This window comes from Streptomyces sp. AK08-02, from assembly GCF_033795085.1.
Taxonomy (GTDB): domain Bacteria; phylum Actinomycetota; class Actinomycetes; order Streptomycetales; family Streptomycetaceae; genus Streptomyces; species Streptomyces echiniscabiei.
The window spans coordinates 403,210-428,767 of record NZ_JARAZV010000002.1; the positions used below are offsets into that span (position 1 = coordinate 403,210).

Below are 25,558 nucleotides of genomic sequence, written 5' to 3' on the forward strand. Positions count from 1 at the left end.
CAACAGAGGTACAGGTTTACGCACTTCAGTGGCCTGTCATGGTAATTCGTCCATCTTGGAAGGCATTTGGTCATGGCGATAGCGCAGCCCGAACGGGGCGGGCTGCTGCCCGAGCGCACGGCACCCCATCGAGGCACCCTCGCCACCACCGCCTGTATGGAGACCCTGCAGGTGGGTTATCTGCACGCCGTCGCCGCGGCGGCCGGCTGCTCGCTGTCCCAGCCGTTCCCCGACAACGGCATCGACTGGCACGTCAGCCACGGCTCCCCAGGGCACACGGTCGACGACGAGGTCACCATCAAGGTCCAGCTGAAGTGCACGTACCAGATCGCACCGAACCCGCCGGGCCCGTACTTCTCCTTCACGCTCGACAACGCCCACCTGGCGAAACTCGCCCGCACCCCGGTCTCGGTGCACAAGATCCTGGTCGTGATGCTCGTACCGCGCTCGCAGGACGACTGGCTGCGCGCCGGTCACGACCGCCTCGACCTGCGGCACTGCTGCTACTGGATCAACCTCGCCGGCCAGCGCATCACCGGCCGGCACCGGACCACCGTGCGGATACCGACCTCACGCATCTTCGACGACCGCGCGCTCTGCGAGATCATGACGCGGGTCGGGACGGGAGGCAGACCGTGACGCACCGGCCCAACGAGGAGCCCCTGCGGCCCGTCCGCCCGCACCCTGTGGACACGCCCTGGCGCGACGAACCGCCCGCCCCCGAACACGTCGACCCCACCGTGCTCGGCGCCCTCCTGCGCCGGCACGGCTGGCAGCGACGCGGGGGAGCCGTCGGACGGTACGGCCGCTGGACCCCACCCGGGCCCGGCGGCCACGGCACGAGCCTCCTCGTGCCCGAAAGCCGGGCCTTCCCCGACAGCGACGACCTGCTCGGCGAGGCCCTCGTCGCGCTTGCCCGCAGCGGATCGCCCGCCGCGCGCGAGGTACTCGTCGCCCTCGCCGTGCCCAGCGACGAGATCCGCTGGTGGCGTGACGTGCCGACCGGCCCCGCGGGCATCGCCTCCTGGCCGGTCGAGGAACAACTGCGTTCCGCCGCCCGCCGGATGATGCTCGCCGGAGCCCTCGCCACACGCGCGCGTGCCGGCTACTACGGCGCCCGCCACCGCAGGACCGCCGACGCCCTCCTCGACCAGGTTCTCGTCGGCGCCGCCCCCGGCGGGCGCAGCCTCACCGCGTTCGTCCCCGTCGGCACGGGCCGCCCCCTCGCCGTGCGACTCCACCAGGCCCTGTACGCGGCCCGTGAGGCCATCGACTACCACCGGGCCACCGGCGGCATGGACGCCTTCGACGGAGCCGTCGAGGCGGGCGTCAGCCATGAGCTGACCGAGGCGCTCGTTGGCCTGGTGCGCGGTACGGAGGGTGCTCGGATCGCCGTCGAGTGGGCACCCGGCGCCCGGGTCCCCGAAGGCTGCTCGGCCCGCACCGAGCCCGTCGAGTTCTCGCCCGGAGATCTGCCCGCCCTGCGCGCGGCCGGCTCCCGGTACCTGCGCGAGGAACCGTCGGTGCCGGTCCGCATCACCGGCACGGTCGTACGGATGCGCAGGTCGGGTCCGCGCGGCGAAGGCGCCGTACGCCTGCGGGTACTGGCCGGCGCAGAGATCCCGCACGTCCGGATGACGCTGGACGAGGAGGCGTACCGGATCGCCGGGCACGCGCACCTGGTCGGCCTGCCGGTGCGGGTGCACGGCCGGCTGGAGAGCCGGGGCGGCTTCCGCCGGCTGACCCAGGCCTCCGGGGTCGTACCCGTGCAGGTGGACGAGGCGGAGCGGGACCGGCTGATGAAGTCGCTGCAGGAGAACCTCGATTTCTTCGAGGAGGCGTGCAGCGGGGACGACTGAGGGCGGCGGTGAGGGGGCGGAGAGGGGGGCTTCCCGATATCTGTTTCGCGGTGGGCGGGGCCGGGTCGGTACGATCCTTCCTTGCGCGCGCTCTCGGTATGGCGCCGCACCCACCTGCAGTCAGGAGAGACCGGTGTCAGACGTCCGTGTGATCATCCATCGCGATTCCGAGCGGGAAGAGCGCGTGGTGACGACGGGGACTACGGCCGCCGACCTCTTCGCCGGCGAACGTTCGATCGTCGCCGCGCGTGTGGGCGGAGAGCTCAAGGACCTCGCGTACGCGGTGGCGGACGGCGAGGAGGTCGAGCCGGTCGAGATCTCCTCCGAGGACGGCCTGAACATCCTGCGCCACTCCACCGCCCACGTGATGGCCCAGGCCGTGCAGGAGCTGTTCCCGGAGGCCAAGCTCGGTATCGGCCCGCCGGTCAAGGACGGCTTCTACTACGACTTCGACGTCGAGAAGCCGTTCACGCCCGAGGACCTCAAGGTCATCGAGAAGAAGATGCAGGAGATCCAGAAGCGCGGTCAGCGGTTCTCCCGCCGTGTGGTGACCGACGAGGCGGCTCGCGAGGAGCTGGCGTCGGAGCCGTACAAGCTGGAGCTGATCGGCATCAAGGGCTCCGCCTCGACCGACGACGGCGCGGATGTCGAGGTCGGCTCCGGCGAGCTGACCATCTACGACAACCTCGACGCCAAGACCGGCGACCTGTGTTGGAAGGACCTCTGCCGCGGTCCCCACCTGCCCACCACCCGGAACATCCCGGCGTTCAAGCTGATGCGCAACGCCGCCGCCTACTGGCGGGGCAGCGAGAAGAACCCGATGCTCCAGCGCATCTACGGCACCGCCTGGCCCTCCAAGGAGGAGCTGAAGGCGCACCTCGACTTCCTCGTCGAGGCCGAGAAGCGCGACCACCGCAAGCTGGGCAACGAGCTGGACCTCTTCTCCATCCCCGACCAGATCGGCTCCGGCCTCGCCGTCTTCCACCCCAAGGGCGGCATCATCCGCCGGGTGATGGAGGACTACTCGCGCCGCCGGCACGAGGAGGAGGGCTACGAGTTCGTCTACACCCCGCACGCGACGAAGGGGAAGCTCTTCGAGACCTCGGGCCACCTGGACTGGTACGCCGACGGCATGTACCCGCCCATGCAGCTCGACGAGGGCGTGGACTACTACCTCAAGCCCATGAACTGCCCGATGCACAACCTGATCTTCGACGCCCGTGGCCGTTCCTACCGTGAACTCCCGCTGCGCCTCTTCGAGTTCGGGACCGTGTACCGGTACGAGAAGTCGGGAGTGGTGCACGGCCTGACCCGTGCCCGGGGCTTCACGCAGGACGACGCGCACATCTACTGCACCAAGGAGCAGATGGCGGAGGAGCTCGACAAGACGCTCACCTTCGTCCTCAACCTGCTGCGCGACTACGGGCTCACCGACTTCTACCTGGAGCTGTCGACCAAGGACCCGGAGAAGTTCGTCGGCTCGGACGAGATCTGGGAGGAGTCCACGGAGACCCTGCGTCAGGTGGCCGAGAAGCAGGGGCTGCTGCTGGTCCCGGACCCGGGTGGCGCCGCCTTCTACGGACCGAAGATCTCCGTCCAGGTGAAGGACGCGATCGGCCGTACCTGGCAGATGTCGACGGTCCAGCTGGACTTCAACCTGCCGGAGCGGTTCGACCTGGAGTACACCGGGCCCGACGGCTCCAAGCAGCGCCCGGTGATGATCCACCGCGCCCTGTTCGGCTCCATCGAGCGGTTCTTCGCCGTCCTCCTTGAGCACTACGCGGGCGCGTTCCCGGCATGGCTGGCGCCGGTCCAGGCGGTCGGCATCCCGATCGGCGACGGGCACGTGGAGTACCTGCAGAAGTTCGCCGCGGAGGCGAAGAAGCAGGGGCTGCGGGTCGAGGTGGACTCGTCGTCCGACCGTATGCAGAAGAAGATCCGCAACGCCCAGAAGCAGAAGGTGCCGTTCATGGTCATCGTCGGCGACGACGACATGAACGGTGAGACGGTGTCCTTCCGCTACCGGGACGGTTCGCAGGAGAACGGCATCCCCTTCGCGGACGCCCTCGCGAAGATCGCGAAGGTCGTGGAGGACCGGGTGCAGATCTGATCGAGAGCTGTCGGGGCCCCCGGGGAAGTCACTTCCCCGGGGGCCCCTCGCCGTCCCCGGGCTCGTCCGGCGCCGGTTCCTCCTCCCGCGAGAACACCTGCAGCAGCCACGACGAGAACGACCCGGTCACCGCCCCCAGCAGTGCGAGGCCGCACGCCATCAGGCCCACGGCCACCAGTCGGCCGACCGGAGTCACAGGAGCGACATCGCCGTACCCGACGGTCGCGAGCGTGGCGCAGGTCCACCACACGGCGTCGCCGAACGTCCGGATCGTCGCGCCGGGCTCACTGTGCTCCTGCTGGTACACGGCCAGCGCGCCGGCGAACCCGAGCAGTGCCACCGACAGACCGGCGTACACGATCACGCGCGCGTGCAACGCGAGCCGGGGACTTCCCCGCCGGTGCAGTACGGCCTCGTACACCCTGACGACACGCAGCGGGCGCAGCAGGGGCAGCAGCAGGACAAGGGTGTCCAGCCAGTGTGTGCGGACGAATCGGGCGCCTTCGCCGCTGAGCCGCCAGCGCACCGCGTAGTCGAGCGCGAACACCGCCCAGGCGGCCAGCAGCACGCCCAGGCAGACGACGCCGCCGGCGCCGGACGAGTCGCCGAGGGCGAGCACGTGTACCGCGTACGCGGTGAGATAGAGCAGTGACGCCACCCCGAGCGGGATCTCGGTGCGCCGCTCCCAGCGTTCCGTGCGGCTGTCGCGGTCCATGCCGCCAGCTTGGCCCCGGCTGTCCGGCTGCGTGCCCCGGCGACACGCTCCATATGGGCGAAGCAATATGCTGCATGGCATGACGAGTGAGCCGGAGCAGCAGATCGGAGTCGGGACGCAGGACGCGTTTCAGCGCCTGTGGACGCCTCACCGGATGGCCTACATCCAGGGCGAGAACAAGCCGACCGGCCCGGGGGCCGACGACGGCTGTCCCTTCTGCTCGATCCCGGCCAAGTCGGACGAGGACGGCCTCATCCTCCGGCGTGGCGAGCAGGTCTACGCCGTGCTGAATCTGTACCCGTACACGGGCGGCCATCTGATGGTCGTGCCGTACCGGCATGTCGCCGACTACACGGACCTGACGGACTCCGAGACCGCCGAACTGGCCGAACTGACCAAGCAGGCGATGACGGCCCTGCGCAGGGCGTCCGGGGCGCACGGGTTCAACATCGGGATGAACCAGGGCACGGTGGCGGGCGCGGGCATCGCGGCCCACCTGCACCAGCACATCGTCCCGCGCTGGGGCGGCGACACCAACTTCATGCCGGTGGTGGGCCACACAAAGGTGCTGCCCCAGCTGCTCGGGGACACGAGAAAGATGCTGGCGGAGGCCTGGCCGACGCCCCCCAGCCGGCCCGGCGCTTGAGAACGAGCCCGGACCCGCACCCCCAGCCCGTCCGGCGTTTGAGGACGAGGCCCCTTCAGGGCCGAAGCGGGGGCCTGGGGGCGGCAGCCCCCAGAGAGCCGGTCACCCGAACCAACCGCACCGCCCAACCGCCGGAGGCCTACGCATCGTAGACGTCCGCCTTGCGCGGCATCGGGTCCTGTACCGCTGTGCTGAGGAACGACGACCGGTTCCCGAACTTCTCGGTGTCCACGCCGTTCTCCTCCAGGACCTTGATCGCCGCCGCGTGCACCACCCGCAGTACAGGGGTGGCCGCCCGCAGCGCGTCGTCGGCCATGAAGCGATGCCGCCACGGCTGGTCCGCCCACGAGTGCCGCAGTCCGAACGGTTCCGGCAGAGCCAGCGAACCACCCAGCCAGTTCAGCAGCGGCGGGTACCAGGTCAGGGGCGCACGCGCGGCGAGCCGCACGACCTCGTCCGTGTCGACCAGGGGCAGCTTGACCTTACGGGTCTCCCAGAACCTGACCGACTTCTGGACTTCCTTCTCCTTGGCCGCGGGCTTGCTGGTGAACAGGGAGTGCACCGGACCGAGCGCGTGCCCGGTCACCTCGATGCGCAGGGTCTCGTGCAGCACGGTCACCGTGATGAGCATCGTGATGATCAACTGGCCGTCCCAGAGCGTCCACTGGACCCCGAGGTAGTGCCGCTGACCGCTGCCGAACTGCTGCTTGTTGCAGATGTCCTGTATCGCGTGGTTCTTGATCTGGTACGCGTCCACATCCGTGCCGCTGGGCCGGGAGACCTCCTTGGCGCCCTCACCGACGGGGGTGACGATCCAGTGCTTCAGGGTCGGCTTGGTGAACCCGCCGGTGTTGAGCGGGCCGCGCTCCAGCATGCGCAGCTTGTCGTGGATCGAACGTATGACGTCCCAGCTGCGGAAGGGGTGGATCTCCTTGCCCGCGTCCCGGGGAACCAGCTCCTCGGCGAGCTGCCAGCTGCCCCACCGGGTGCCCATGCCGAGTATGCCCTTGGGACCGGCGTAGAAGACGGAGTTGGACTGCTGCTCGGCGCTGAGCCGGGCCAGTTCCTTGCGCAGGTGTTCGGCGGCGGTCTCGCCGGGGCTGCCGGGGACCGCCTCGGGGATCTTCGCACCGACGCCACCGCCGGCCAGCAGCGCGGCCCAGCGGTCGCGGAGGTCCTGGGCGGTGCGCTCGCAGATCTGCTTGGCCCACAGCCAGCCGACGACCGGCAGCACGACGCACGCGCGTGCGTACCAGGCCCAGAAGCCGGTGAACGGCATCTTGACCAGGAAGATCACGGCGAAGGCGCCCACGGCGACCAGCAGGGTAGTGGCGAGGGCGGAGGCCCGCTTGTCCGCGCGCTTGGCGACGTTCGCGCGGCCCACGAAGACCAGCAGCCACAGCAGGAGTCCGGGGAGGAAGAGCACCCCGCACAGCACCATCACCGCGGAGAGCCAGTTGTCGCGGTCGCGCCGGATGCGGTGGGCCGCGAGGGCGTGCTCGACGACCACCTGCGGCTCGGTGCCGAAGGACTGGATGAGCGGCTTGCGGCCGGCGCCCAGCATGCGGTCGATCACCGCACGGGAGAAGGCCTCACCGAGCTTGGGCCGGAAGATCTTCCCCAGGGCACCTCGGGGCGGCTTGACCGTCGACTGGTGCCACTCGTTGTCGGCTTCCAGGATCTTGGTGACCTCGTCGTCCTCCCGGTAGGCCGCCGAGGCCAGCGCGAAGGTCGCCGCCGTCTGGCCCGCGGAGCCCGACAGGGGCACCTGCGCCCCGGGACTGAAATCGAAACCGTCGTCCGCCACTGTGCCGCCCCCTCGCCGCTGTACCCGCTTCTGCGGCCTTTCCCGACTTCCGTGCTCCGCACACCTGTTGAACAGGTCATCACGTTGATCGAGTCACAACTTGATCAGGTGATCAGCGTATCCGCAGCCACCGACAATTGGGCGGCGGACGGCACAAGCCGTCCGCCGAAGTGGAGGAAAGCGTTCCGCGAACGCGACTTGTGGGACACCGGAAGCCAACTACGCGGCGCCCTCGGCTTGTTCACGGACCTTCTCGGCGATCTGCGGCGGCATCGGTTCGTGCCGCGCGTACCTGCGGTCGAAGCGGGCGGTGCCGTGCGACAGGGAGCGCAGATCGACGGCGTACCGGTCGATCTCGATCTCGGGCACCTCCGCGCGTACGAGGGTCCGCCCGCCGCCCGCCTGCTCGGTGCCGACGACCCGGCCGCGCCGCCCCGACAGGTCGCTCATCACGGACCCCACGTAGTCGTCCCCGACGAGCACCGTCACCTCGGCCACGGGTTCGAGGAGGTGGATCTTCACGTCGGCGGCCGCCTCGCGCAGCGCGAGCGCGCCGGCGGTCTGGAACGCGGCGTCGGAGGAGTCCACCGAGTGCGCTTTGCCGTCGAGCAGGGTGATCCGTACGTCGATGAGCGGATAGCCGGCGGCGACCCCCTTGACCGCCTGGGCCCGTACGCCCTTCTCCACGGACGGGATGAACTGCCTGGGCACGGCGCCCCCGACGACCTTGTCGACGAACTCGATGCCCGAGCCGCCCGGCAGTGGCTCCACCTCGATCGCGCAGATCGCGAACTGCCCGTGCCCACCGGACTGCTTGACATGCCGGCCGCGTCCCGCGGACGGCCCGCCGAACGTCTCCCGCAGGGAGACCTTGTGCGGTACGACGTCGACCTGGACCCCGTACCGGTTGCGCAGCCGTTCCAGGGCGACGTCCGCGTGGGCCTCGCCCAGGCACCACAGGACCACCTGATGGGTGTCCTGGTTGTGTTCGAGCCGCATGGTGGGGTCCTCGGCCACGAGCCGGCCAAGGCCCTGCGAGAGCTTGTCCTCGTCCGCCTTGCTGTGCGCCTGGATGGCGAGCGGCAGCAGTGGGTCGGGCATCACCCACGGTTCCATCAGCAGCGGGTCGTCCTTCGCGGAGATGGTGTCTCCGGTCTCCGCCCGGTTCAGCTTCGCCACACAGGCCAGGTCGCCCGCGATGCAGTGCGTGAGCGCGCGCTGCTGTTTGCCGAAGGGCGCGGACAGCGCGCCGACCCGCTCGTCGACATCGTGGTCCTCGTGGCCGCGGTCGGCGAGGCCGTGCCCGGAGACGTGGACCGTCTCGTCGGGCCGCAGGGTGCCGGAGAAGACGCGGACGAGCGACACCCGGCCCACGTAGGGGTCGCTGGCCGTCTTCACGACCTCCGCGACGAGCGGGCCGTCCGGATCGCAGGGCTTCAGCTCGCGCGGGCGGCCGTCCACCGTGGTGACCCCGGGTGCCGCACGCTCCAGCGGGGTCGGGAAGCCCCCGGTGACCAGCTCCAGCAGCTCCACCGTGCCCAGGCCCTGCCGGGCGCCCTCGGCGGCGGGGGCGGCGGCGAGCACGGGAAAGAAGGTCCCGCGCGCGACGGCGCGTTCCAGGTCGTCGACCAGGGTCTTGACGTCGATCTCCTCGCCGCCCAGATAGCGGTCCATGAGGGTCTCGTCCTCGCTCTCCGCGATGATCCCCTCGATGAGCCGGTTGCGGGCCCCCTCAAGGCCCGGGAGCTGGTCGGGGCCCGGTTCGGACTCCTTGCGCTCCCCGGAGGAGTAGTCGAACAGCTTCTGCGACAGCAGCCCGGTCAGCCCGGTCACGGGCGCGTGCCCGTCCGGCCCCGGTGCGCCGTGCAACGGCAGGTAGAGCGGCAGCACGGCGTCGGGGTCGTCCGCGCCGAAGGCCTCCGCGCAGGTCCGCGTCATGGCGTCGAAGTCCGCGCGCGCGGACTCCAGATGCGTGACGACGATGGCGCGCGGCATACCGACAGCCGCGCACTCCTCCCACACCATCCGCGTCGAGCCGTCCACCCCGTCCGAGGCCGAGACGACGAAAAGGGCCGCGTCCGCCGCGCGCAGACCGGCCCTCAGTTCCCCGACGAAGTCGGCGTATCCGGGAGTGTCCAGAATATTGATCTTGTATCCGCCCCATTCGACGGGTACCAGCGAGAGCTGTACCGAGCGGTGCTGCCGGTGCTCGATCTCGTCGTAGTCGGAGACGGTGCCGCCGTCCTCCACGCGGCCCGCCCGGTTGACCGCCCCCGCGGTCAGCGCGAGGGCCTCCACCAGAGTCGTCTTGCCCGATCCGGAGTGGCCGACCAGCACCACATTCCGTACGGACGCGGGGTGGTCGGCCGCCGTAGCCCTGCCGGCGGCTCCGGGGTGTGTGTTCGCCTTGTCGCCCATGGTCCTGCCTCCCGTGCACGGTGAGGTCACTGTGGGCGCGGACGGCCGAATCCGCGTTGGGCGGCGGCTCCGATGGCGCCCGCGGTGCTTTCGAGCTTCGCACTCGTGTCACGGGGCGTCCATACGACGGACGCGACCGGGCGCACGGGTCCCGCGCGCGGAGGGAGAGCGGAGGGAGATCCGGCCTGCCGACATCCCGCCGTGACCCGGATGCCGTCAGGCCGTGACACAGGGGTGCGGGTGCCCGACCGTCGCACATGCGCGCGCGTGGCTACGATGGGCCAGCCGGTGGCCAGCAGGGCCGCACGGCGACACCGACCCTCGGGAAGGCCATGCTGAACAAGTACGCGCGTGCATTCTTCACGCGTGTCCTCACACCGTTCGCAGCGTTTCTCATCCGCCGGGGCGTCAGCCCCGACACGGTCACGCTCCTCGGCACCGCCGGAGTGATCGCGGGCGCGCTGGTCTTCTACCCCAGGGGAGAGCTCTTCTGGGGCACGATCGTCATCACGCTGTTCGTGTTCTCGGACCTCGTCGACGGCAACATGGCACGCCAGCTGGGCCGTTCCAGCCGCTGGGGCGCCTTCCTGGACTCCACCCTCGACCGGGTGGCCGACGGCGCGATCTTCGGCGGCTTCGCCCTCTGGTACGCGGGCGGTGGCGACGACAACGTCCTGTGCGCGGTCTCGATCTTCTGTCTGACCAGCGGCCAGGTGGTCTCGTACACCAAGGCGCGCGGCGAGTCGATCGGTCTGCCGGTCGCCGTCAACGGCCTGGTGGAGCGCGCCGAGCGCCTGGTGGTCTCGCTGGTCGCGGCCGGTCTCGCGGGCATGCACAAGTTCGGGGTGCCCGGCATCCAGTACCTGCTGCCGGTCGCCCTGTGGATCGTCGCCGTCGGCAGCCTGGTCACGCTGATCCAGCGCGTCGTCACGGTCCGCCGGGAGGCCGCGGAGGCGGACGCGGCGGCCGCGAGCGGGAACCCCGCCCAGAGCAGCGAGACGGCGTCGTGAGCGATCTGCGGGGGCGGCTCACGGACGCCGCGTACGCGGCGGGCTGGAGCGCCGTCAAGAGGCTCCCCGAGCCCGTCGCCGACCGGCTCGGCCGGACCATCGCCGACCTCGCCTGGAAGCGGCGCGGAGAGCGCGTACGACGGCTCGAATCGAACTACGCGCGCGTGGTGCCAGACGCGAGCCCGCAGCGCCTCGCCGAACTGTCGCGCGCGGGCATGCGTTCGTACCTGCGCTACTGGATGGAGTCCTTCCGCCTCCCGACGTGGAGCCCGGAGCGGGTGAGCACCGGCTTCGACGCGAAGGACCTGCACCATCTGACCGACGGTCTGGCCTCGGGCCGGGGCGTGATCCTCGCGCTTCCGCACCTGGGCAACTGGGACCTGGCCGGTGCCTGGGTCACCACCAAGCTGGAGACACGCTTCACGACGGTCGCCGAACGACTGAAGCCGGAGTCGCTCTACGACCGTTTCGTCGCCTACCGGGAGGGCCTGGGCATGGAAGTACTGCCGCACAGCGGCGGCACCGCGTTCGGCACCCTGGCGCGGCGGCTGAGGGACGGCGGCCTGGTCTGCCTGGTGGCCGACCGGGACCTGTCCGCCTCGGGCGTCGAGGTGAAGTTCTTCGGCGACGCGGCCCGGATGCCGGCCGGTCCGGCCCTGCTGGCACAGCAGACGGGCGCACTCCTGCTCCCCGTGACCCTGTGGTACGACGACTCGCCGATCATGCGCGGTCGTGTCCATGCCCCGATCGAGGTACCCGAGACAGGTACGAAGGCCGAGAAGACGTCTGTCATGACACAGGCGCTGGCCGATGCCTTCGCCACGGGAATCGCCGATCACCCGGAGGACTGGCACATGCTGCAGCGGCTGTGGCTCGCGGATCTCGATCCCGCGAAGGATCCGGAGCAGAGCAGGGACCCGGAACAGAGCACGGGAGAGGGCACCCCGTGAAGATCGGCATCGTCTGCCCGTACTCCTGGGACGTACCGGGCGGTGTCCAGTTCCACATCCGCGACCTGGCCGAGTACTTCATCCGCCTGGGCCACGACGTGTCCGTCCTCGCCCCCGCCGACGACGACACCCCACTTCCGCCGTACGTCGTGTCGGCCGGCCGCGCCGTCCCGGTGCCGTACAACGGCTCGGTGGCCCGGCTGAACTTCGGCTTCCTGTCGGCTGCCAGGGTGCGACGGTGGCTGCACGACGGTGAGTTCGACGTGATCCACATCCATGAGCCGGCCTCGCCCTCGCTCGGTCTGCTGGCCTGCTGGGCGGCCCAGGGCCCGATCGTGGCCACCTTCCACACCTCGAACCCGCGCTCCCGGGCCATGATCGCCGCGTACTCGATCCTCCAGGCAGCGCTGGAGAAGATCAGCGCCCGGATCGCGGTGAGCGAGTACGCCAGGCGCACCCTGGTGGAACACCTGGGCGGCGACGCGGTCGTCATCCCGAACGGAGTCGACGTCGACTCCTTCGCCGGAGCCAAGCCGAAGCCCGAGTGGCAGGGCGACACGATCGGCTTCATCGGCCGCATCAACGAACCCCGCAAGGGCCTGCCGGTCCTGATGAAGGCGCTCCCGAAGATCCTTGACGCCCGTCCGTCGACCAGGCTGCTGGTCGCGGGCAAGGGCGACGAGGAGGAGGCGCTGGAGGGCCTGCCGCCGGAGCTGCGCTCGCGGGTCGAGTTCCTGGGCATGGTCAGCGACGAGGACAAGGCGCGGCTGCTGCGCAGCGTCGACGTGTACATCGCCCCCAACACCGGCGGCGAGAGCTTCGGGATCATCCTGGTCGAGGCCCTGTCGGCGGGCGCACCCGTCCTCGCCTCCGACCTCGACGCCTTCGCCCAGGTCCTGGACCAGGGATCGGCGGGCGAACTGTTCACGAACGGGGACGCGGACGCCCTGGCCGACGCGGCCGTACGGCTCCTGGGCGATCCGGGCCGCCGCGCCGAGCTGCGGGAGCGGGGCAGCGCGCATGTGCGGCGGTTCGACTGGTCGACGGTGGGGGCGGACATCCTGTCGGTGTACGAGACGGTGACCGACGGTACGACGGCGGTCGCGGCGGACGAGCGGACGTCGACGGGGCTGCGGGCGCGGCTGGGACTGGCTGCCCGCGACTGAGCGGGGTGCCGTCATCCAGCCCGTCCGGGGGCGGCAGCCCCCAGGGGACGACCAGGTGACCAACTCCGCGGAACCGGCGGAGCGCCCCTGTAGCCTTGCCGCCCGTGACCGCAACCCTCATCTGGATCCTTGTCGGGCTCGTCGCGATCGGCCTCTATCTGAGCTGGACCGCAGGGCGGCTCGACCGCCTGCACGCACGCATCGACGCCACCCGCGCCGGTCTCGACGCACAGCTGCTGCGCCGGGCTTCCGTCGCCCAGGAACTGGCTACGTCGGGCGTCCTCGATCCCGCCGCCTCGATCGTGCTCTACGAGGCGGCGCATGCCGCGAGGCAGGCCGAGGAGGAGCAGCGGGAGGTCGCCGAGAGCGAGCTGAGCCAGGCACTGCGGGCGGTCTTCGCGGAGGCGGGGCAGGTCGAGGCGGTACGCGAGGTCCCCGGCGGGGAGGCCGCGGCGGGCGAGCTGACCGAGGCGGTGATCCGGGTGCCGATGGCACGGCGGTTCCACAACGACGCGGTGCGGGCGGCGCGGGCGCTGCGCCGGCACCGCAAGGTGCGGTGGTTCCGGCTGGCGGGACACGCCCCGTTCCCCCTGGCGTTCGAAATGGACGACGAGCCGCCGACGGCATTGGCGGAGCGAGCGCCGGCATAACGGCATCTCCAGAACAGGCCCGCACCTCCAGCCCGTCCGGCGTTTGAGGACGAGGCCCCTTCAGGCCGAAGCGGGGGTCTGGGGGTGGCAGCCCCCAGAGGGGGACCCCCACTGGAGGAGGGATGGGATCGGGTAGGGGCGGCGGGGGCGAAAACGATCCACCGGCTCCCCATTGGCCCTTGTGGTGGCCTGCTTCCCTCACGTTTCCTCGGTAGCGCAGCAGCCCTCTTTCACCGAGTGAGGTCAAACCGTGTCCAGCACGCTCTCCAACTCCGCCCAGACGCCCGAAACCGGCACCGCCCGCGTGAAGCGCGGCATGGCCGAGCAGCTCAAGGGCGGTGTGATCATGGACGTGGTCAACGCCGAGCAGGCCAAGATCGCCGAGGACGCGGGCGCCGTCGCCGTCATGGCCCTGGAGCGTGTCCCGGCGGACATCCGCAAGGACGGCGGCGTGGCCCGTATGTCCGACCCGGACATGATCGAGGGCATCATCGAGGCCGTCTCCATCCCGGTCATGGCGAAGTCCCGCATCGGCCACTTCGTCGAGGCCCAGGTCCTGCAGTCCCTCGGCGTCGACTACATCGACGAGTCCGAGGTGCTGACCCCGGCCGACGAGGTCAACCACTCCGACAAGTGGGCCTTCACCACCCCCTTCGTCTGCGGTGCCACCAACCTCGGTGAGGCCCTGCGCCGTATCGCAGAGGGCGCCGCGATGATCCGCTCCAAGGGCGAGGCCGGCACCGGCAACGTCGTCGAGGCCGTCCGCCACCTGCGGCAGATCAAGAACGAGATCGCCCGTCTGCGCGGCTACGACAACAACGAGCTGTACGCCGCCGCCAAGGACCTGCGGGCCCCGTACGAGCTCGTCCAGGAGGTCGCCGAGCTCGGCAAGCTGCCGGTCGTGCTGTTCTCCGCCGGTGGTGTGGCGACCCCCGCCGACGCCGCGCTCATGCGCCAGCTCGGCGCCGAGGGCGTCTTCGTCGGCTCCGGCATCTTCAAGTCCGGCGACCCCGCCAAGCGCGCCGCCGCCATCGTGAAGGCGACCACCTTCTACGACGACCCGAAGATCATCGCGGACGCGTCCCGCAACCTCGGCGAGGCCATGGTCGGCATCAACTGCGACACGCTCCCCGAGGCCGAGCGCTACGCGAACCGGGGCTGGTAGCACCCATGTCACCCATGTACGACACCCCCGTCATCGGTGTCCTGGCGCTCCAGGGCGATGTACAGGAGCACCTCATCGCCCTGGCCGAGGCCGACGCCCTGGCCAGGCCGGTCCGGCGCCCCGAGGAACTCGCCGAGGTGGACGGCCTGATCATCCCCGGCGGCGAGTCCACCACCATCTCCAAGCTGGCCGTCCTCTTCGGCGTGATGGAGCCCCTTCGCGCGCGCGTGCGCGCGGGACTGCCCGTCTACGGCACCTGCGCCGGCATGATCATGCTCGCCGACAAGATCCTCGACCCGCGCTCGGGCCAGGAGACGGTCGGCGGTATCGACATGATCGTGCGCCGCAACGCGTACGGACGCCAGAACGAGTCCTTCGAAGCGGCGGTCGACGTGAAGGGCGTGGAGGGCGATCCTGTGGAGGGCGTCTTCATCCGTGCCCCCTGGGTCGAGTCCGTGGGCGCCGGGACCGAGGTGCTCGCCGAGCACGCCGGTCACATCGTCGCCGTACGCCAGGGCAACGCGCTCGCCACGTCGTTCCACCCGGAACTGACCGGCGACCACCGCGTGCACTCCCTGTTCGTCGACATGGTGAGGGCCCACATGGCACGCGCGGTGGGCGCGGACCGTACAGCCGAGTCCTTGTAGGATCTCTGGGGTTCGTACAGGGTTGGGTTACGCGAAGGAGACAGGCAGATGTCCGGCCACTCTAAATGGGCTACGACGAAGCACAAGAAGGCCGTGATCGACGCCAAGCGCGGCAAGCTCTTCGCGAAGATGATCAAAAACATCGAGGTCGCGGCACGTACGGGCGGCGCTGATGTGTCCGGCAACCCGACGCTGTTCGACGCCATCCAGAAGGCCAAGAAGAGCTCGGTCCCGAACAAGAACATCGACTCCGCCGTCAAGCGCGGCGCCGGTCTCGAAGCCGGTGGCGCCGACTACGAGACGATCATGTACGAGGGTTACGGCCCCAACGGTGTCGCGGTACTCATCGAGTGCCTCACCGACAACCGCAACCGCGCCGCCTCGGACGTCCGCGTCGCCATGACCCGCAACGGCGGCAACATGGCCGACCCCGGCTCCGTCTCGTACCTCTTCCACCGCAAGGGCGTCATCGTCGTCCCCAAGGGCGAGCTGACCGAGGACGACGTCCTGGGTGCGGTGCTGGAGGCCGGCGCCGAGGAGGTCAACGACCTGGGTGAGGCCTTCGAGGTCATCTCCGAGGCCACCGACCTGGTCGCCGTGCGCACCGCGCTCCAGGAAGGCGGCATCGACTACGACTCCGCCGACGCCAACTTCGTTCCGACCATGCAGGTCGAGCTGGACGAAGAGGGTGCCAGGAAGATCTTCAAGCTGATCGACGCCCTGGAGGACAGCGACGACGTGCAGAACGTCTTCGCCAACTTCGACGTCAGCGACGAGGTCATGGAGAAGGTCGACGCGTAACGCTGCCGCGAGCTGAGCGGACAAACGGCTCAACGGGCCGACGGGACACACCCCGTCGGCCCGTCGTCGTGTCGGCCGTTGTCAGTGGCACCCGATAGCCTGCACAAACGGGAGATCGAAGGGAGGGACGGGTGCGCGTATTGGGAGTTGACCCGGGACTGACCCGATGCGGGATCGGTGTCGTCGAGGGCGTCCCCGGGCGCCCGTTGACAATGGTCGGCGTCGGCGTCGTACGCACGCCCGCGGATGCCGAACTGGGCCTGCGGCTCGTCGAGATCGAGCGGGGCATCGAGCGGTGGCTCGACGAGCACCAGCCCGAATTCGTCGCCGTGGAGCGGGTGTTCAGCCAGCACAACGTCCGTACGGTGATGGGTACGGCGCAGGCCAGCGCCGTGGCGATGCTGTGTGCGGCCCGGCGTGGCATCCCCGTCGCCCTGCACACCCCCAGCGAGGTCAAGGCCGCCGTCACCGGCAGCGGACGGGCCGACAAGGCACAGGTCGGCGCGATGGTGACCCGGCTGCTCCGGCTCGACGCGCCCCCCAAGCCCGCCGACGCAGCCGACGCCCTCGCGCTCGCCATCTGCCACATCTGGCGCGCACCCGCCCAGACACGCCTGCAGCAGGCCGTCGCGCAGAACCGGCTCCAGCAGGCCGTCGCCCTTCACAAGGCGCAGGCCAAAACGGCCGCAACGACCTCAGCACCCGTATCGACAACAGCACCTGCCTCGAAAGGCCGCCCCGCATGATCGCCTTCGTCAGTGGCCCGGTGGCCGCCCTCGCCCCCGACTCCGCGGTGGTCGAGGTGGGTGGGATCGGCATCGCCGTCCAGTGCGCCCCCAACACCCTGTCCGGACTCCGCATGGGACAGCAGGCCAGACTCGCCACCTCCCTGGTGGTCCGCGAGGACTCCCTGACGCTGTACGGCTTCACGGACGACGACGAACGACAGACCTTCGAGCTGCTCCAGACCGCGAGCGGTGTCGGCCCCCGCCTCGCCCAGGCCATGCTGGCCGTTCACTCGCCGGACGCCCTGCGCCGCGCGGTGTCCACGGCGGACGAGAAAGCGCTGATCGCCGTGCCCGGCATCGGCAAGAGGGGTGCCCAGAAGCTGCTCCTGGAGCTGAAGGACCGCCTCGGCGCCCCCCTCGGCACGGGCCCCGCCATCGGATCCCCGGTGACCACCGGCTGGCGCGACCAACTGCACGCGGCCCTGATCGGCCTCGGGTACGCGACCCGGGAAGCCGACGAGGCGGTGGCCGCCGTGACACCCCAGGCCGAGGCCGCCGAAGGCACGCCTCAGGTGGGCCAGTTGCTGAAGGCGGCCCTGCAGACTCTCAACAGGGCCCGCTGACCAGCAGAGTTGGCCGGCTGCACGAAGAACCACACAACCGACCGCGACCGCGAGGCACACGCATGCTGTGCTGTTCCGGGGGACAACCCCCGGACCCCCGGCCGACACACGCTTCCGGCGCACCCAGCTAGGAGAACGCAGTGAACTGGGACGACACGACCGACGAGAGCACCGCCCCCGAGCGGCTCGTCGCCGCGTCCGCCGACGGTGAGGACCAGGCCGTCGAGGCCGCCCTGCGTCCCAAGGACCTGGACGAGTTCATCGGCCAGGAGAAGGTCCGCGAACAGCTCGACCTCGTCCTGCGCGCCGCACGCGCGCGGGGCGCCACCGCCGACCACGTCCTGCTGTCCGGTGCCCCCGGCCTCGGCAAGACCACCCTCTCGATGATCATCGCGGCCGAGATGGGCGCTCCCATCCGCATCACCAGCGGCCCCGCCATCCAGCACGCCGGCGACCTCGCGGCGATCCTCTCGTCCCTCCAGGAGGGCGAGGTCCTCTTCCTCGACGAGATCCACCGCATGTCCCGGCCCGCCGAGGAGATGCTCTACATGGCGATGGAGGACTTCCGCGTCGACGTGATCGTCGGCAAGGGCCCCGGCGCCACGGCCATCCCCCTCGAACTGCCCCCGTTCACCCTGGTCGGCGCCACCACGCGCGCGGGACTGCTGCCGCCCCCGCTGCGCGACCGCTTCGGCTTCACCGCGCACATGGAGTTCTACGAACCGGCCGAGCTGCAGCGCGTCATCCACCGCTCCGCGAACCTCCTCGACGTCGAGATCGGTACCGAGGGCGCCGCCGAGATCGCCGGCCGCTCGCGCGGCACCCCCCGTATCGCCAACCGCCTGCTGCGCCGCGTCCGGGACTACGCGCAGGTCAAGGCCGACGGCGTCATCACCCGCGCCATCGCCGAGGCGGCCCTCAAGGTCTACGAGGTCGACGCCCGCGGCCTGGACCGCCTCGACAGAGGCGTCCTCGAAGCGCTGCTGAAGCTGTTCGGCGGCGGACCGGTGGGCCTCTCCACCCTGGCCGTCGCGGTGGGGGAGGAGCGGGAGACCGTCGAGGAGGTCGCCGAGCCCTTCCTCGTACGGGAGGGACTACTGGCCCGTACCCCGCGTGGACGAGTCGCGACGCCCGCCGCATGGGCGCATCTCGGCCTGACGCCGCCCCGTTCCACAACGGGGGGAAGCGGACAACAGGACCTGTTCGGGGCGTGAGGGCGCGGCTGCTCGCGGGCTCAGGAACCGTGGTGCCATGCTGAGCGTTGTTCCTGGAGTGCGGACTCGCTTAGACTCCGCCGATGCCGCCTTTGTAACCTCGTAGGTGGCGCCGACCACACCCCCATCCACCAGGCCGCTCACCTACGCGGTAATGCGAAGGAAATCCCGTCCCGTGAATCCCGTGACCCTTCTCCCGTTCATCGTGCTCATCGGGGCCATGTTCCTGATGACCCGCTCGGCCAAGCGCAAGCAGCAGGCCGCCGCGCAGATGCGAAACGACATGCAGCCCGGCACCGGTGTCCGCACGATCGGGGGCATGTACGCGACGGTCAAGGAAGTCAACGACGAGACCGTTCTCCTTGACGCGGGCCCGGGTGTGGAGCTTCTCTTCGCGAAGAACTCGATCGGCGCCGTCCTCACGGACGACGAGTACAACCGTGTGGTGCACGGCATCGAGCACGACCTGAAGTCCGACGAGTCCCTCGTCCCGGACGACGCCTCCTCCATCACCGAGACCGACGAGCCCTCCGACGACGCTTCCGCCGCCTCCGACGACAAGCCCATCGACCTCGGCAAGAAGGACGCGGCCGACGAGCCGGCCGACGAGACCGAGGCCGCTGAGGTGAAGGCGGAAGAAGAGCCGAAGAAGACCGACGGCGAGTCCGACGCGAAGTAGCCGCGTTCCGGGGGAGGAACGCGGCGCGATCCGCTCGCGTCCGTACCCCCGGCACGTCGGTTCTCGCAGGGAGTCCCGACACCATGTCATGGCCGCCGGCCGCGCTGACCCGGCGCGAGGCGGCCCGAGAGGGAGTACGAGAAGGTGGCAGCACCTAAGAAGGGCCGGAGCGCAAGCTCCCAGAGCAAGCCAGGACGCTCGCTGGCCCTCATTCTGATCGCCATCGTGGCGCTCACCGGAGGCATGTTCGCCTCCGGGCACACGACTCCGCGTCTCGGCATCGACCTGGCCGGCGGTACGAGCATCACGCTCACGGCGAAGAACGAGCCGGGCCAGCCGAACGCGATCAACAAGACCAACATGGACACAGCGGTCGAGATCATGAACCGCCGTGTCAACGGTCTTGGCGTCTCCGAGGCCGAGGTGCAGACCCAGGGATCCGACAACATCATTGTCAACATCCCCAAGGGCACGAACTCGGAGCAGGCCCGGAAGCAGGTCGGCACCACCGCGAAGCTCTACTTCCGACCGGTTCTGGCCCTTGAGGTCCAGGGCGTCCCCGCGACGGCCAGCCCCACGCCGAGCACGACCACGTCCGGCAGCCCTTCGCCGTCGGCCTCGAAGACCGGCGACAAGGCGACCTCGTCCGGTTCGCCCAGCCCGTCGGGCAGCGCCACCTCCCAGGGCCGCCCGGTCACCGACGCCCTGAAGGCCGACGCGACCCCGTCGCCGAGCGCCACGCCGTCCGCGGCCACCAGCGCCTCGCCCTCGGCGAGCACCGCTCCCGACCCGGCGACCGCGGCACTCCAGGCGAAGTACACGGCGCTCGACTGCACCAAGAAGGCCGTCCGCGCCGTCACCGGTGTCGGCGCCAAGCCCTCCGACCCCACGGTGGCCTGCGGCAAGGACTCGCAGGGACAGTGGCAGAAGTTCATCCTCGGCCCGGCCGAGGTGTCCGGTACCGAGGTCAAGAAGGCGCAGGCCGTCTTCGACACGCAGGGTGCCGCCGGCTGGCAGGTCACCATGGACTTCACGTCCAAGGGCAGCAAGCAGTTCGGTGACGTCACCGGCCGCCTCGCCCAGAACCAGGCTCCGCAGAACGAGTTCGGCATCGTCCTGGACAACGAGGTCGTCTCCAACCCGTTCGTGAACACGGCGATCACCGGTGGCTCCGCGCAGATCTCCGGCAGCTTCGACCAGACCGAGGCGCAGGACCTGGCCAACATGCTGTCGTACGGCGCGCTCCCGCTCACCTTCCAGGAGTCGAGCGTCACGACGGTCACCGCCGCGCTGGGCGGCGAGCAGCTGCACGCCGGTCTGATCGCCGGCGGCATCGGTCTCGCCCTGGTCGTCATCTACCTGGTGGTCTACTACCGGGGTCTGTCGATCATCGCCATCGCCTCCCTCCTGGTCTCCGCCGCTCTCACCTACGTGATCATGGCGCTGCTCGGTCCGGCGATCGGCTTCGCGCTGAACCTGCCGGCCGTCTGCGGTGCGATCGTCGCGATCGGTATCACAGCGGACTCGTTCATCGTGTTCTTCGAACGCATCCGGGACGAGATCCGCGAGGGCCGTACGCTGCGACCCGCCGTCGAGCGGGCCTGGCCCCGTGCCCGGCGCACCATCCTGGTCTCCGACTTCGTGTCGTTCCTCGCCGCGGCGGTGCTCTTCATCGTCACCGTCGGCAAGGTCCAGGGTTTCGCGTTCACACTCGGTCTGACGACCGTGCTCGACGTGGTCGTCGTCTTCTTCTTCACGAAGCCGCTGATGACGATCCTCGCCCGCAAGAAGTTCTTCGCGGAGGGCCACAGCTGGTCCGGCCTCGACCCGCAGCGCCTGGGCGCCCAACCGCCGCTCCGTCGCACCCGTCGCGCGTCCGCGCCCGTCGACATGAAGGAGGCGTGAGATGTCGAAACTCGGCACCCTCGGCGCCCGGCTCCACCGCGGCGAGATCGGCTACGACTTCGTCGGCAAGCGTTTCATCTGGTACGGCATCTCGATCCTGATCACCATCACGGCCATCCTCGGCCTCTCGGTGCGCGGCCTGAACATGGGCATCGAGTTCGAGGGCGGTGCCGTCTTCACCACCGAGAAGACCAGCACGTCGGTGAGCCAGGCGGAGAAGTACGCGGAAGAGGCCTCCGGCCACGACGCGATCGTGCAGAAGCTCGGCAACGGCGGTCTGCGCATCCAGATCTCCGGCATCGACACCACCAAGTCGGACACGATCAAGAAGGACCTCGCCAAGAACCTGAACGTCGACCCCGAGAAGATCAACGCCGATCTGGTCGGCCCCAGTTGGGGTGACCAGGTCGCGAACAAGGCCTGGCAGGGCCTGGTGATCTTCATGGTCCTCGTCGTGATCTATCTGGCGATCGCCTTCGAGTGGCGCATGGCCGTGGCCGCGCTGGTGGCGCTCATCCACGACATCACCATCACGGTCGGCATCTACGCCCTCGTCGGCTTCGAGGTGACGCCGGGCACGGTGATCGGTCTGCTGACGATCCTCGGTTACTCGCTCTACGACACCGTCGTCGTCTTCGACAGTCTCAAGGAGCAGACCAAGGACATCACCAAGCAGACCCGCTGGACCTACAGCGAGATCGCCGACCGGTCGATCAACGGCACCCTGGTCCGCTCCATCAACACCACGGTGGTCGCGCTCCTCCCGGTCGCCGGTCTGCTGTTCATCGGTGGCGGTGTGCTCGGCGCGGGCATGCTCAACGACATCTCGCTGTCGCTGTTCGTCGGCCTCGCGGCCGGTGCGTACTCCTCGATCTTCATCGCCACGCCGCTCGTCGCCGACCTCAAGGAGCGCGAGCCGCAGATCAAGGCCCTGAAGAAGCGTGTCCTCGCCAAGCGGGCACAGGCCGCGCAGAGCGGTGCCCCGGCGGCCCAGGTCACCGACGAGCAGCCGTACGACGAGGACGACGACGCCGCACCCGCGGTCGTCGGCCCGCGCAACCAGCCCGCGTCCCGCAACCGGGGTCGCGGCCGGCCCTCGGGCAAGCGCCGATGACGGCCGTCCAGGAGCTGCTGCTCAGCCGTATCCGCGATGTGGCGGACTACCCGGAGCCGGGTGTGATGTTCAAGGACATCACCCCGCTCCTGGCGGACCCCGAGGCGTTCACGGCCCTCACCGACGCCCTGGCGGACATCGCGGTCCGCAGCGGTGCCACGAAGATCGTCGGCCTGGAGGCCCGCGGCTTCATCCTGGGCGCTCCGGTCGCGGTCAGGGCAGGCCTCGGCTTCATCCCCGTACGCAAGGCGGGCAAGCTCCCCGGAGCCACGCTCAGCCAGGCGTACGACCTGGAGTACGGCTCCGCCGAGATCGAGGTGCACGCCGAGGACCTGAACGCGGGCGACCGTGTCCTCGTCGTCGACGACGTCCTGGCCACGGGCGGCACGGCCGAGGCCTCGGTCCAGCTGATCCGGCGGGCCGGCGCGGAGGTCGCCGGGCTGGCGATCCTCATGGAACTCGGGTTCCTCGGCGGACGGCAGCGGCTCGAATCCGTGCTGTCGGGAGCGGTGCTGGAGGCACTGATCACCATCTGAGGCGTGCCGCGGGGCTGCCCGCGGGCACCTGGAGCGACGGAGGCGGGCACCGGAGGAATCCGGTGCCCGCCTCTCGTGTTTCTCCCGTAGAAGGCCGTCTCAGCGGCCTGAAGGCGATGCCGGAGCCCGGGATCGCTACCATGGGCACTCCGGAGCCTGACCGGGGGACCCGGATCGCGCACGAGGAGTCCTCTTGGCAGACGAGGCCCAGCCCCTGACCGCCGCCAAGCCCGAGCCAGCCTCGGAGCCCGCGGCGACGCCCGCGCGGACCGCGAACAACGACGCGCACGGGCCGGTCGAGCACGCCCAGTCCGCACCCGTCGACCGCGCGGCCGAGCCCTCGCGCCCCAAGCCGGCCACGCCCGAGCCCGCCCCGGCCCCCGCGCCCGCGGCCCGCCCGGCGTCCCCTCAGTCGCCCGCCCGCTCCGCCTCTCCCAACCGGGTACGCGCCCGGCTGGCCCGGCTCGGCGTACAGCGTTCCACCACGTACAACCCGGTTCTGGAGCCGTTGCTGAGGATCGTGCGCGGTCACGACCCGAAGATCGAGACGGCGACGCTCCGCCAGATCGAGAACGCCTACCAGGTCGCCGAGCGCTGGCACCGCGGCCAGAAGCGCAAGAGCGGCGACCCGTACATCACCCACCCGCTGGCCGTCACCACGATCCTCGCCGAGCTGGGCATGGACCCGGCGACGCTCATGGCGGGCCTGCTGCACGACACGGTCGAGGACACCGAGTACGGCCTGGACCAGCTCCGCCGCGACTTCGGCGACTCCGTCGCACTCCTCGTCGACGGCGTCACCAAGCTGGACAAGGTCAAGTTCGGCGAGGCCGCGCAGGCCGAGACCGTACGCAAGATGGTCGTCGCCATGGCCAAGGACCCGCGTGTCCTGGTCATCAAGCTCGCCGACCGGCTGCACAACATGCGCACCATGCGCTACCTCAAGCGTGAGAAACAGGAGAAGAAGGCGCGCGAGACGCTGGAGATCTACGCGCCGCTCGCCCACCGCCTGGGCATGAACACCATCAAATGGGAACTGGAGGACCTCGCCTTCGCGATCCTCTACCCCAAGATGTACGACGAGATCGTCCGGCTGGTGGCCGAGCGGGCACCGAAGCGTGACGAGTACCTGGCCATAGTGACCGACGAGGTGCAGAGCGATCTGCGCGCGGCCCGGATCAAGGCCACCGTCACCGGGCGCCCGAAGCACTACTACAGCGTCTACCAGAAGATGATCGTCCGAGGCCGTGACTTCGCGGAGATCTACGACCTCGTGGGTATTCGTGTACTTGTCGACACGGTCCGCGACTGCTACGCCGCCCTCGGCACCGTGCACGCGCGCTGGAACCCGGTCCCCGGCCGGTTCAAGGACTACATCGCGATGCCCAAGTTCAACATGTACCAGTCGCTGCACACGACGGTCATCGGGCCCAACGGCAAGCCAGTCGAACTCCAGATCCGTACGTTCGACATGCACCGCCGCGCCGAGTACGGCATCGCCGCGCACTGGAAGTACAAGCAGGAGGCCGTCGCCGGTGCCTCCAAGGTGCGGTCGGACCAGCCGAGGACCACCGGCAAGGACGACCACCTCAACGACATGGCCTGGCTGCGACAGCTCCTCGACTGGCAGAAGGAGACAGAGGACCCCGGCGAGTTCCTGGAGTCCCTGCGCTTCGACCTGTCCCGCAACGAGGTCTTCGTCTTCACGCCCAAGGGCGACGTGATAGCGCTTCCGGCGGGAGCGACTCCGGTCGACTTCTCGTACGCGGTGCACACCGAGGTCGGCCACCGGACCATAGGGGCACGGGTCAACGGCCGTCTCGTACCGCTGGAGTCCACCCTGGACAACGGCGACCTGGTGGAGGTCTTCACCTCCAAGGCGGCCGGCGCGGGGCCCTCCCGTGACTGGCTGGGCTTCGTCAAGTCGCCGCGCGCCCGCAACAAGATCCGCGCCTGGTTCTCCAAGGAGCGGCGCGACGAGGCGATCGAGCAGGGCAAGGACGCCATCGCGCGGGCGATGCGCAAGCAGAACCTGCCGATCCAGCGCATCCTCACCGGCGACTCCCTCGTCACCCTCGCCCACGAGATGCGCTACCCGGACATCTCGTCCCTGTACGCGGCGATCGGCGAGGGCCACGTGGCCGCGCAGAACGTCGTGCAGAAGCTCGTGCAGGCGCTCGGCGGCGAGGAGGCGGCCACCGAGGAGATCGACGAGTCGGTTCCGCCCGCCCGTGGCCGAAAGCGGCGCAGCAACAACGATCCCGGTGTGGTGGTCAAGGGCGTCGACGACGTCTGGGTGAAGCTCGCCCGCTGCTGTACGCCCGTACCCGGCGACCCCATCATCGGTTTCGTCACGCGCGGTAGCGGCGTATCGGTTCACCGCAGCGACTGCGTGAACGTCGAGTCACTGTCACGGGAGCCCGAGCGCATGCTCGACGTCGAGTGGGCGCCCACCCAGTCCTCGGTGTTCCTGGTGGCCATCCAGGTCGAGGCGCTGGACCGCTCCCGCCTCCTCTCGGACGTCACCCGCATCCTGTCCGACCAGCACGTCAACATCCTGTCGGCGGCCGTCCAGACGTCGAGGGACCGGGTGGCCACCTCCCGCTTCACCTTCGAGATGGGCGACCCCAAGCACCTGGGACACGTCCTGAAGGCCGTCAGGGGCGTCGAGGGCGTCTACGACGTGTACCGGGTGACCTCGGCCCGCAGGCCGTAAGCACAGGCGCCACGCGAAGGGGCTCCCGTACGTGATGTACGGGAGCCCCTCCTGTGTCGCGGTGTGCGCGGAAACCGGGAATCCGGGAAACCGGCGGGA

The 25,558-nt window shown here is 69.8% G+C and carries 22 protein-coding genes; 19 read left to right on the forward strand and 3 right to left on the reverse strand.

Going from position 1 to position 25,558, the window contains the following annotated elements:
• Positions 1 to 72: 72 nt before the first annotated feature.
• The 3 genes from PV734_RS05655 (at position 73) to thrS (ending at position 3,969) form a co-directional block, all read left to right on the forward strand.
• Positions 73 to 639, forward strand: coding sequence for a DUF4365 domain-containing protein (locus PV734_RS05655; RefSeq protein WP_319094014.1), 567 nt, complete (start codon positions 73 to 75; stop codon positions 637 to 639).
• Positions 636 to 1,859, forward strand: a complete 1,224-nt coding sequence (locus PV734_RS05660; protein ID WP_319094013.1) for a hypothetical protein — start codon at positions 636 to 638, stop codon at positions 1,857 to 1,859. Before PV734_RS05655 ends, PV734_RS05660 begins: the two co-directional genes overlap by 4 nt.
• Positions 1,860 to 1,992: 133 nt before the next feature.
• Positions 1,993 to 3,969 carry a threonine--tRNA ligase gene (gene thrS, locus PV734_RS05665; RefSeq protein WP_319094012.1) on the forward strand — a complete coding sequence of 659 codons (1,977 nt, stop codon included), beginning with the start codon at positions 1,993 to 1,995 and terminating at the stop codon, positions 3,967 to 3,969.
• A gap of 28 nt (positions 3,970 to 3,997) precedes the next feature.
• Here thrS and PV734_RS05670 read toward each other — a convergent pair whose 3' ends face one another.
• Positions 3,998 to 4,684, reverse strand: coding sequence for a potassium channel family protein (locus PV734_RS05670; RefSeq protein ID WP_319288870.1), 687 nt, complete (start codon positions 4,682 to 4,684; stop codon positions 3,998 to 4,000).
• Positions 4,685 to 4,751: 67 nt separating this feature from the next.
• On the opposite strand from PV734_RS05670, the gene PV734_RS05675 reads away from it, so the two are divergent.
• Complete coding sequence (locus PV734_RS05675; protein WP_319288871.1) at positions 4,752 to 5,330, forward strand: HIT domain-containing protein; 579 nt, start codon at positions 4,752 to 4,754, stop codon at positions 5,328 to 5,330.
• Positions 5,331 to 5,469: 139 nt separating this feature from the next.
• On the opposite strand, the gene PV734_RS05680 is transcribed toward PV734_RS05675, so the two are convergent.
• Together PV734_RS05680 and PV734_RS05685 are read right to left on the reverse strand one after the other, a co-directional pair.
• Positions 5,470 to 7,137, reverse strand: coding sequence for a hypothetical protein (locus PV734_RS05680; RefSeq protein ID WP_319094009.1), 1,668 nt, complete (start codon positions 7,135 to 7,137; stop codon positions 5,470 to 5,472).
• Positions 7,138 to 7,356: 219 nt separating this feature from the next.
• Positions 7,357 to 9,555, reverse strand: coding sequence for an elongation factor G-like protein EF-G2 (locus PV734_RS05685; protein ID WP_319094008.1), 2,199 nt, complete (start codon positions 9,553 to 9,555; stop codon positions 7,357 to 7,359).
• A 257-nt stretch (positions 9,556 to 9,812) separates the two neighbouring features.
• Here PV734_RS05685 and pgsA point away from each other — a divergent pair, with 257 nt between their 5' ends.
• The 15 genes from pgsA (at position 9,813) to PV734_RS05760 (ending at position 25,459) form a co-directional block, all read left to right on the forward strand.
• On the forward strand, positions 9,813 to 10,565 hold the full coding sequence (pgsA, locus tag PV734_RS05690; protein ID WP_319094007.1) for a phosphatidylinositol phosphate synthase: 753 nt from the start codon (positions 9,813 to 9,815) through the stop codon (positions 10,563 to 10,565).
• Positions 10,562 to 11,515, forward strand: a complete 954-nt coding sequence (locus tag PV734_RS05695) for a phosphatidylinositol mannoside acyltransferase (RefSeq protein WP_319094006.1) — start codon at positions 10,562 to 10,564, stop codon at positions 11,513 to 11,515. Before pgsA ends, PV734_RS05695 begins: the two co-directional genes overlap by 4 nt.
• The gene (locus PV734_RS05700) at positions 11,512 to 12,681 is read left to right on the forward strand and encodes a glycosyltransferase family 4 protein (protein WP_319094005.1); all 1,170 of its coding nucleotides are present in this window, start codon (positions 11,512 to 11,514) and stop codon (positions 12,679 to 12,681) included. The genes PV734_RS05695 and PV734_RS05700 overlap by 4 nt, the downstream gene beginning before the upstream one ends.
• Positions 12,682 to 12,785: 104 nt before the next feature.
• On the forward strand, positions 12,786 to 13,331 hold the full coding sequence (locus PV734_RS05705; protein ID WP_319094004.1) for a hypothetical protein: 546 nt from the start codon (positions 12,786 to 12,788) through the stop codon (positions 13,329 to 13,331).
• Positions 13,332 to 13,647: 316 nt separating this feature from the next.
• The gene (gene pdxS, locus PV734_RS05710) at positions 13,648 to 14,496 is read left to right on the forward strand and encodes a pyridoxal 5'-phosphate synthase lyase subunit PdxS (protein WP_203689665.1); all 849 of its coding nucleotides are present in this window, start codon (positions 13,648 to 13,650) and stop codon (positions 14,494 to 14,496) included.
• Positions 14,497 to 14,510: 14 nt separating this feature from the next.
• Positions 14,511 to 15,143: a pyridoxal 5'-phosphate synthase glutaminase subunit PdxT gene (pdxT, locus tag PV734_RS05715; protein WP_319094003.1), complete on the forward strand. Its 633-nt coding sequence runs from the start codon at positions 14,511 to 14,513 to the stop codon at positions 15,141 to 15,143.
• 48 nt (positions 15,144 to 15,191) lie between these two features.
• Complete coding sequence (locus PV734_RS05720) at positions 15,192 to 15,944, forward strand: YebC/PmpR family DNA-binding transcriptional regulator (protein ID WP_319094002.1); 753 nt, start codon at positions 15,192 to 15,194, stop codon at positions 15,942 to 15,944.
• A gap of 131 nt (positions 15,945 to 16,075) precedes the next feature.
• The gene (gene ruvC / locus PV734_RS05725) at positions 16,076 to 16,690 is read left to right on the forward strand and encodes a crossover junction endodeoxyribonuclease RuvC (RefSeq protein WP_319288872.1); all 615 of its coding nucleotides are present in this window, start codon (positions 16,076 to 16,078) and stop codon (positions 16,688 to 16,690) included.
• Positions 16,687 to 17,295 (forward strand): Holliday junction branch migration protein RuvA, encoded by a 609-nt coding sequence (gene ruvA, locus PV734_RS05730; protein ID WP_319094000.1) that lies wholly within the window; start codon positions 16,687 to 16,689, stop codon positions 17,293 to 17,295. Before ruvC ends, ruvA begins: the two co-directional genes overlap by 4 nt.
• 140 nt (positions 17,296 to 17,435) lie before the next feature.
• Positions 17,436 to 18,509, forward strand: a complete 1,074-nt coding sequence (gene ruvB, locus PV734_RS05735) for a Holliday junction branch migration DNA helicase RuvB (protein ID WP_319093999.1) — start codon at positions 17,436 to 17,438, stop codon at positions 18,507 to 18,509.
• 175 nt (positions 18,510 to 18,684) lie between these two features.
• Positions 18,685 to 19,188: a preprotein translocase subunit YajC gene (gene yajC, locus PV734_RS05740; RefSeq protein ID WP_319093998.1), complete on the forward strand. Its 504-nt coding sequence runs from the start codon at positions 18,685 to 18,687 to the stop codon at positions 19,186 to 19,188.
• 144 nt (positions 19,189 to 19,332) lie between these two features.
• Positions 19,333 to 21,093, forward strand: a complete 1,761-nt coding sequence (secD, locus tag PV734_RS05745) for a protein translocase subunit SecD (protein ID WP_319093996.1) — start codon at positions 19,333 to 19,335, stop codon at positions 21,091 to 21,093.
• A 1-nt stretch (position 21,094) separates the two neighbouring features.
• Positions 21,095 to 22,207 (forward strand): protein translocase subunit SecF, encoded by a 1,113-nt coding sequence (secF, locus tag PV734_RS05750; protein WP_319288873.1) that lies wholly within the window; start codon positions 21,095 to 21,097, stop codon positions 22,205 to 22,207.
• The gene (locus PV734_RS05755) at positions 22,204 to 22,743 is read left to right on the forward strand and encodes an adenine phosphoribosyltransferase (protein ID WP_319093994.1); all 540 of its coding nucleotides are present in this window, start codon (positions 22,204 to 22,206) and stop codon (positions 22,741 to 22,743) included. The genes secF and PV734_RS05755 overlap by 4 nt, the downstream gene beginning before the upstream one ends.
• Before the next feature lie 193 nt (positions 22,744 to 22,936).
• A complete protein-coding gene (locus PV734_RS05760; protein WP_319093993.1) occupies positions 22,937 to 25,459 on the forward strand; it encodes a bifunctional (p)ppGpp synthetase/guanosine-3',5'-bis(diphosphate) 3'-pyrophosphohydrolase in 2,523 nt (840 codons plus the stop codon).
• The last annotated feature ends 99 nt before the right edge of the window (positions 25,460 to 25,558 follow it).

Bases quoted from the DNA above. Each gene is read 5' to 3' on its own strand.
- pgsA (WP_319094007.1), top strand. From the start codon at position 9,813: ATGCGCGCGCGTGGCTACGATGGGCCAGCCGGTGGCCAGCAGGGCCGC.
- secF (WP_319288873.1), top strand. From the start codon at position 21,095: ATGTCGAAACTCGGCACCCTCGGCGCCCGGCTCCACCGCGGCGAGATC.
- PV734_RS05655 (WP_319094014.1), top strand. From the start codon at position 73: ATGGCGATAGCGCAGCCCGAACGGGGCGGGCTGCTGCCCGAGCGCACG.
- PV734_RS05720 (WP_319094002.1), top strand. From the start codon at position 15,192: ATGTCCGGCCACTCTAAATGGGCTACGACGAAGCACAAGAAGGCCGTG.
- PV734_RS05675 (WP_319288871.1), top strand. From the start codon at position 4,752: ATGCTGCATGGCATGACGAGTGAGCCGGAGCAGCAGATCGGAGTCGGG.
- PV734_RS05670 (WP_319288870.1), bottom strand. From the start codon at position 4,684: ATGGACCGCGACAGCCGCACGGAACGCTGGGAGCGGCGCACCGAGATC.
- PV734_RS05685 (WP_319094008.1), bottom strand. From the start codon at position 9,555: ATGGGCGACAAGGCGAACACACACCCCGGAGCCGCCGGCAGGGCTACG.
- PV734_RS05755 (WP_319093994.1), top strand. From the start codon at position 22,204: ATGACGGCCGTCCAGGAGCTGCTGCTCAGCCGTATCCGCGATGTGGCG.
- pdxS (WP_203689665.1), top strand. From the start codon at position 13,648: ATGGCCGAGCAGCTCAAGGGCGGTGTGATCATGGACGTGGTCAACGCC.
- ruvA (WP_319094000.1), top strand. From the start codon at position 16,687: ATGATCGCCTTCGTCAGTGGCCCGGTGGCCGCCCTCGCCCCCGACTCC.
- pdxT (WP_319094003.1), top strand. From the start codon at position 14,511: ATGTACGACACCCCCGTCATCGGTGTCCTGGCGCTCCAGGGCGATGTA.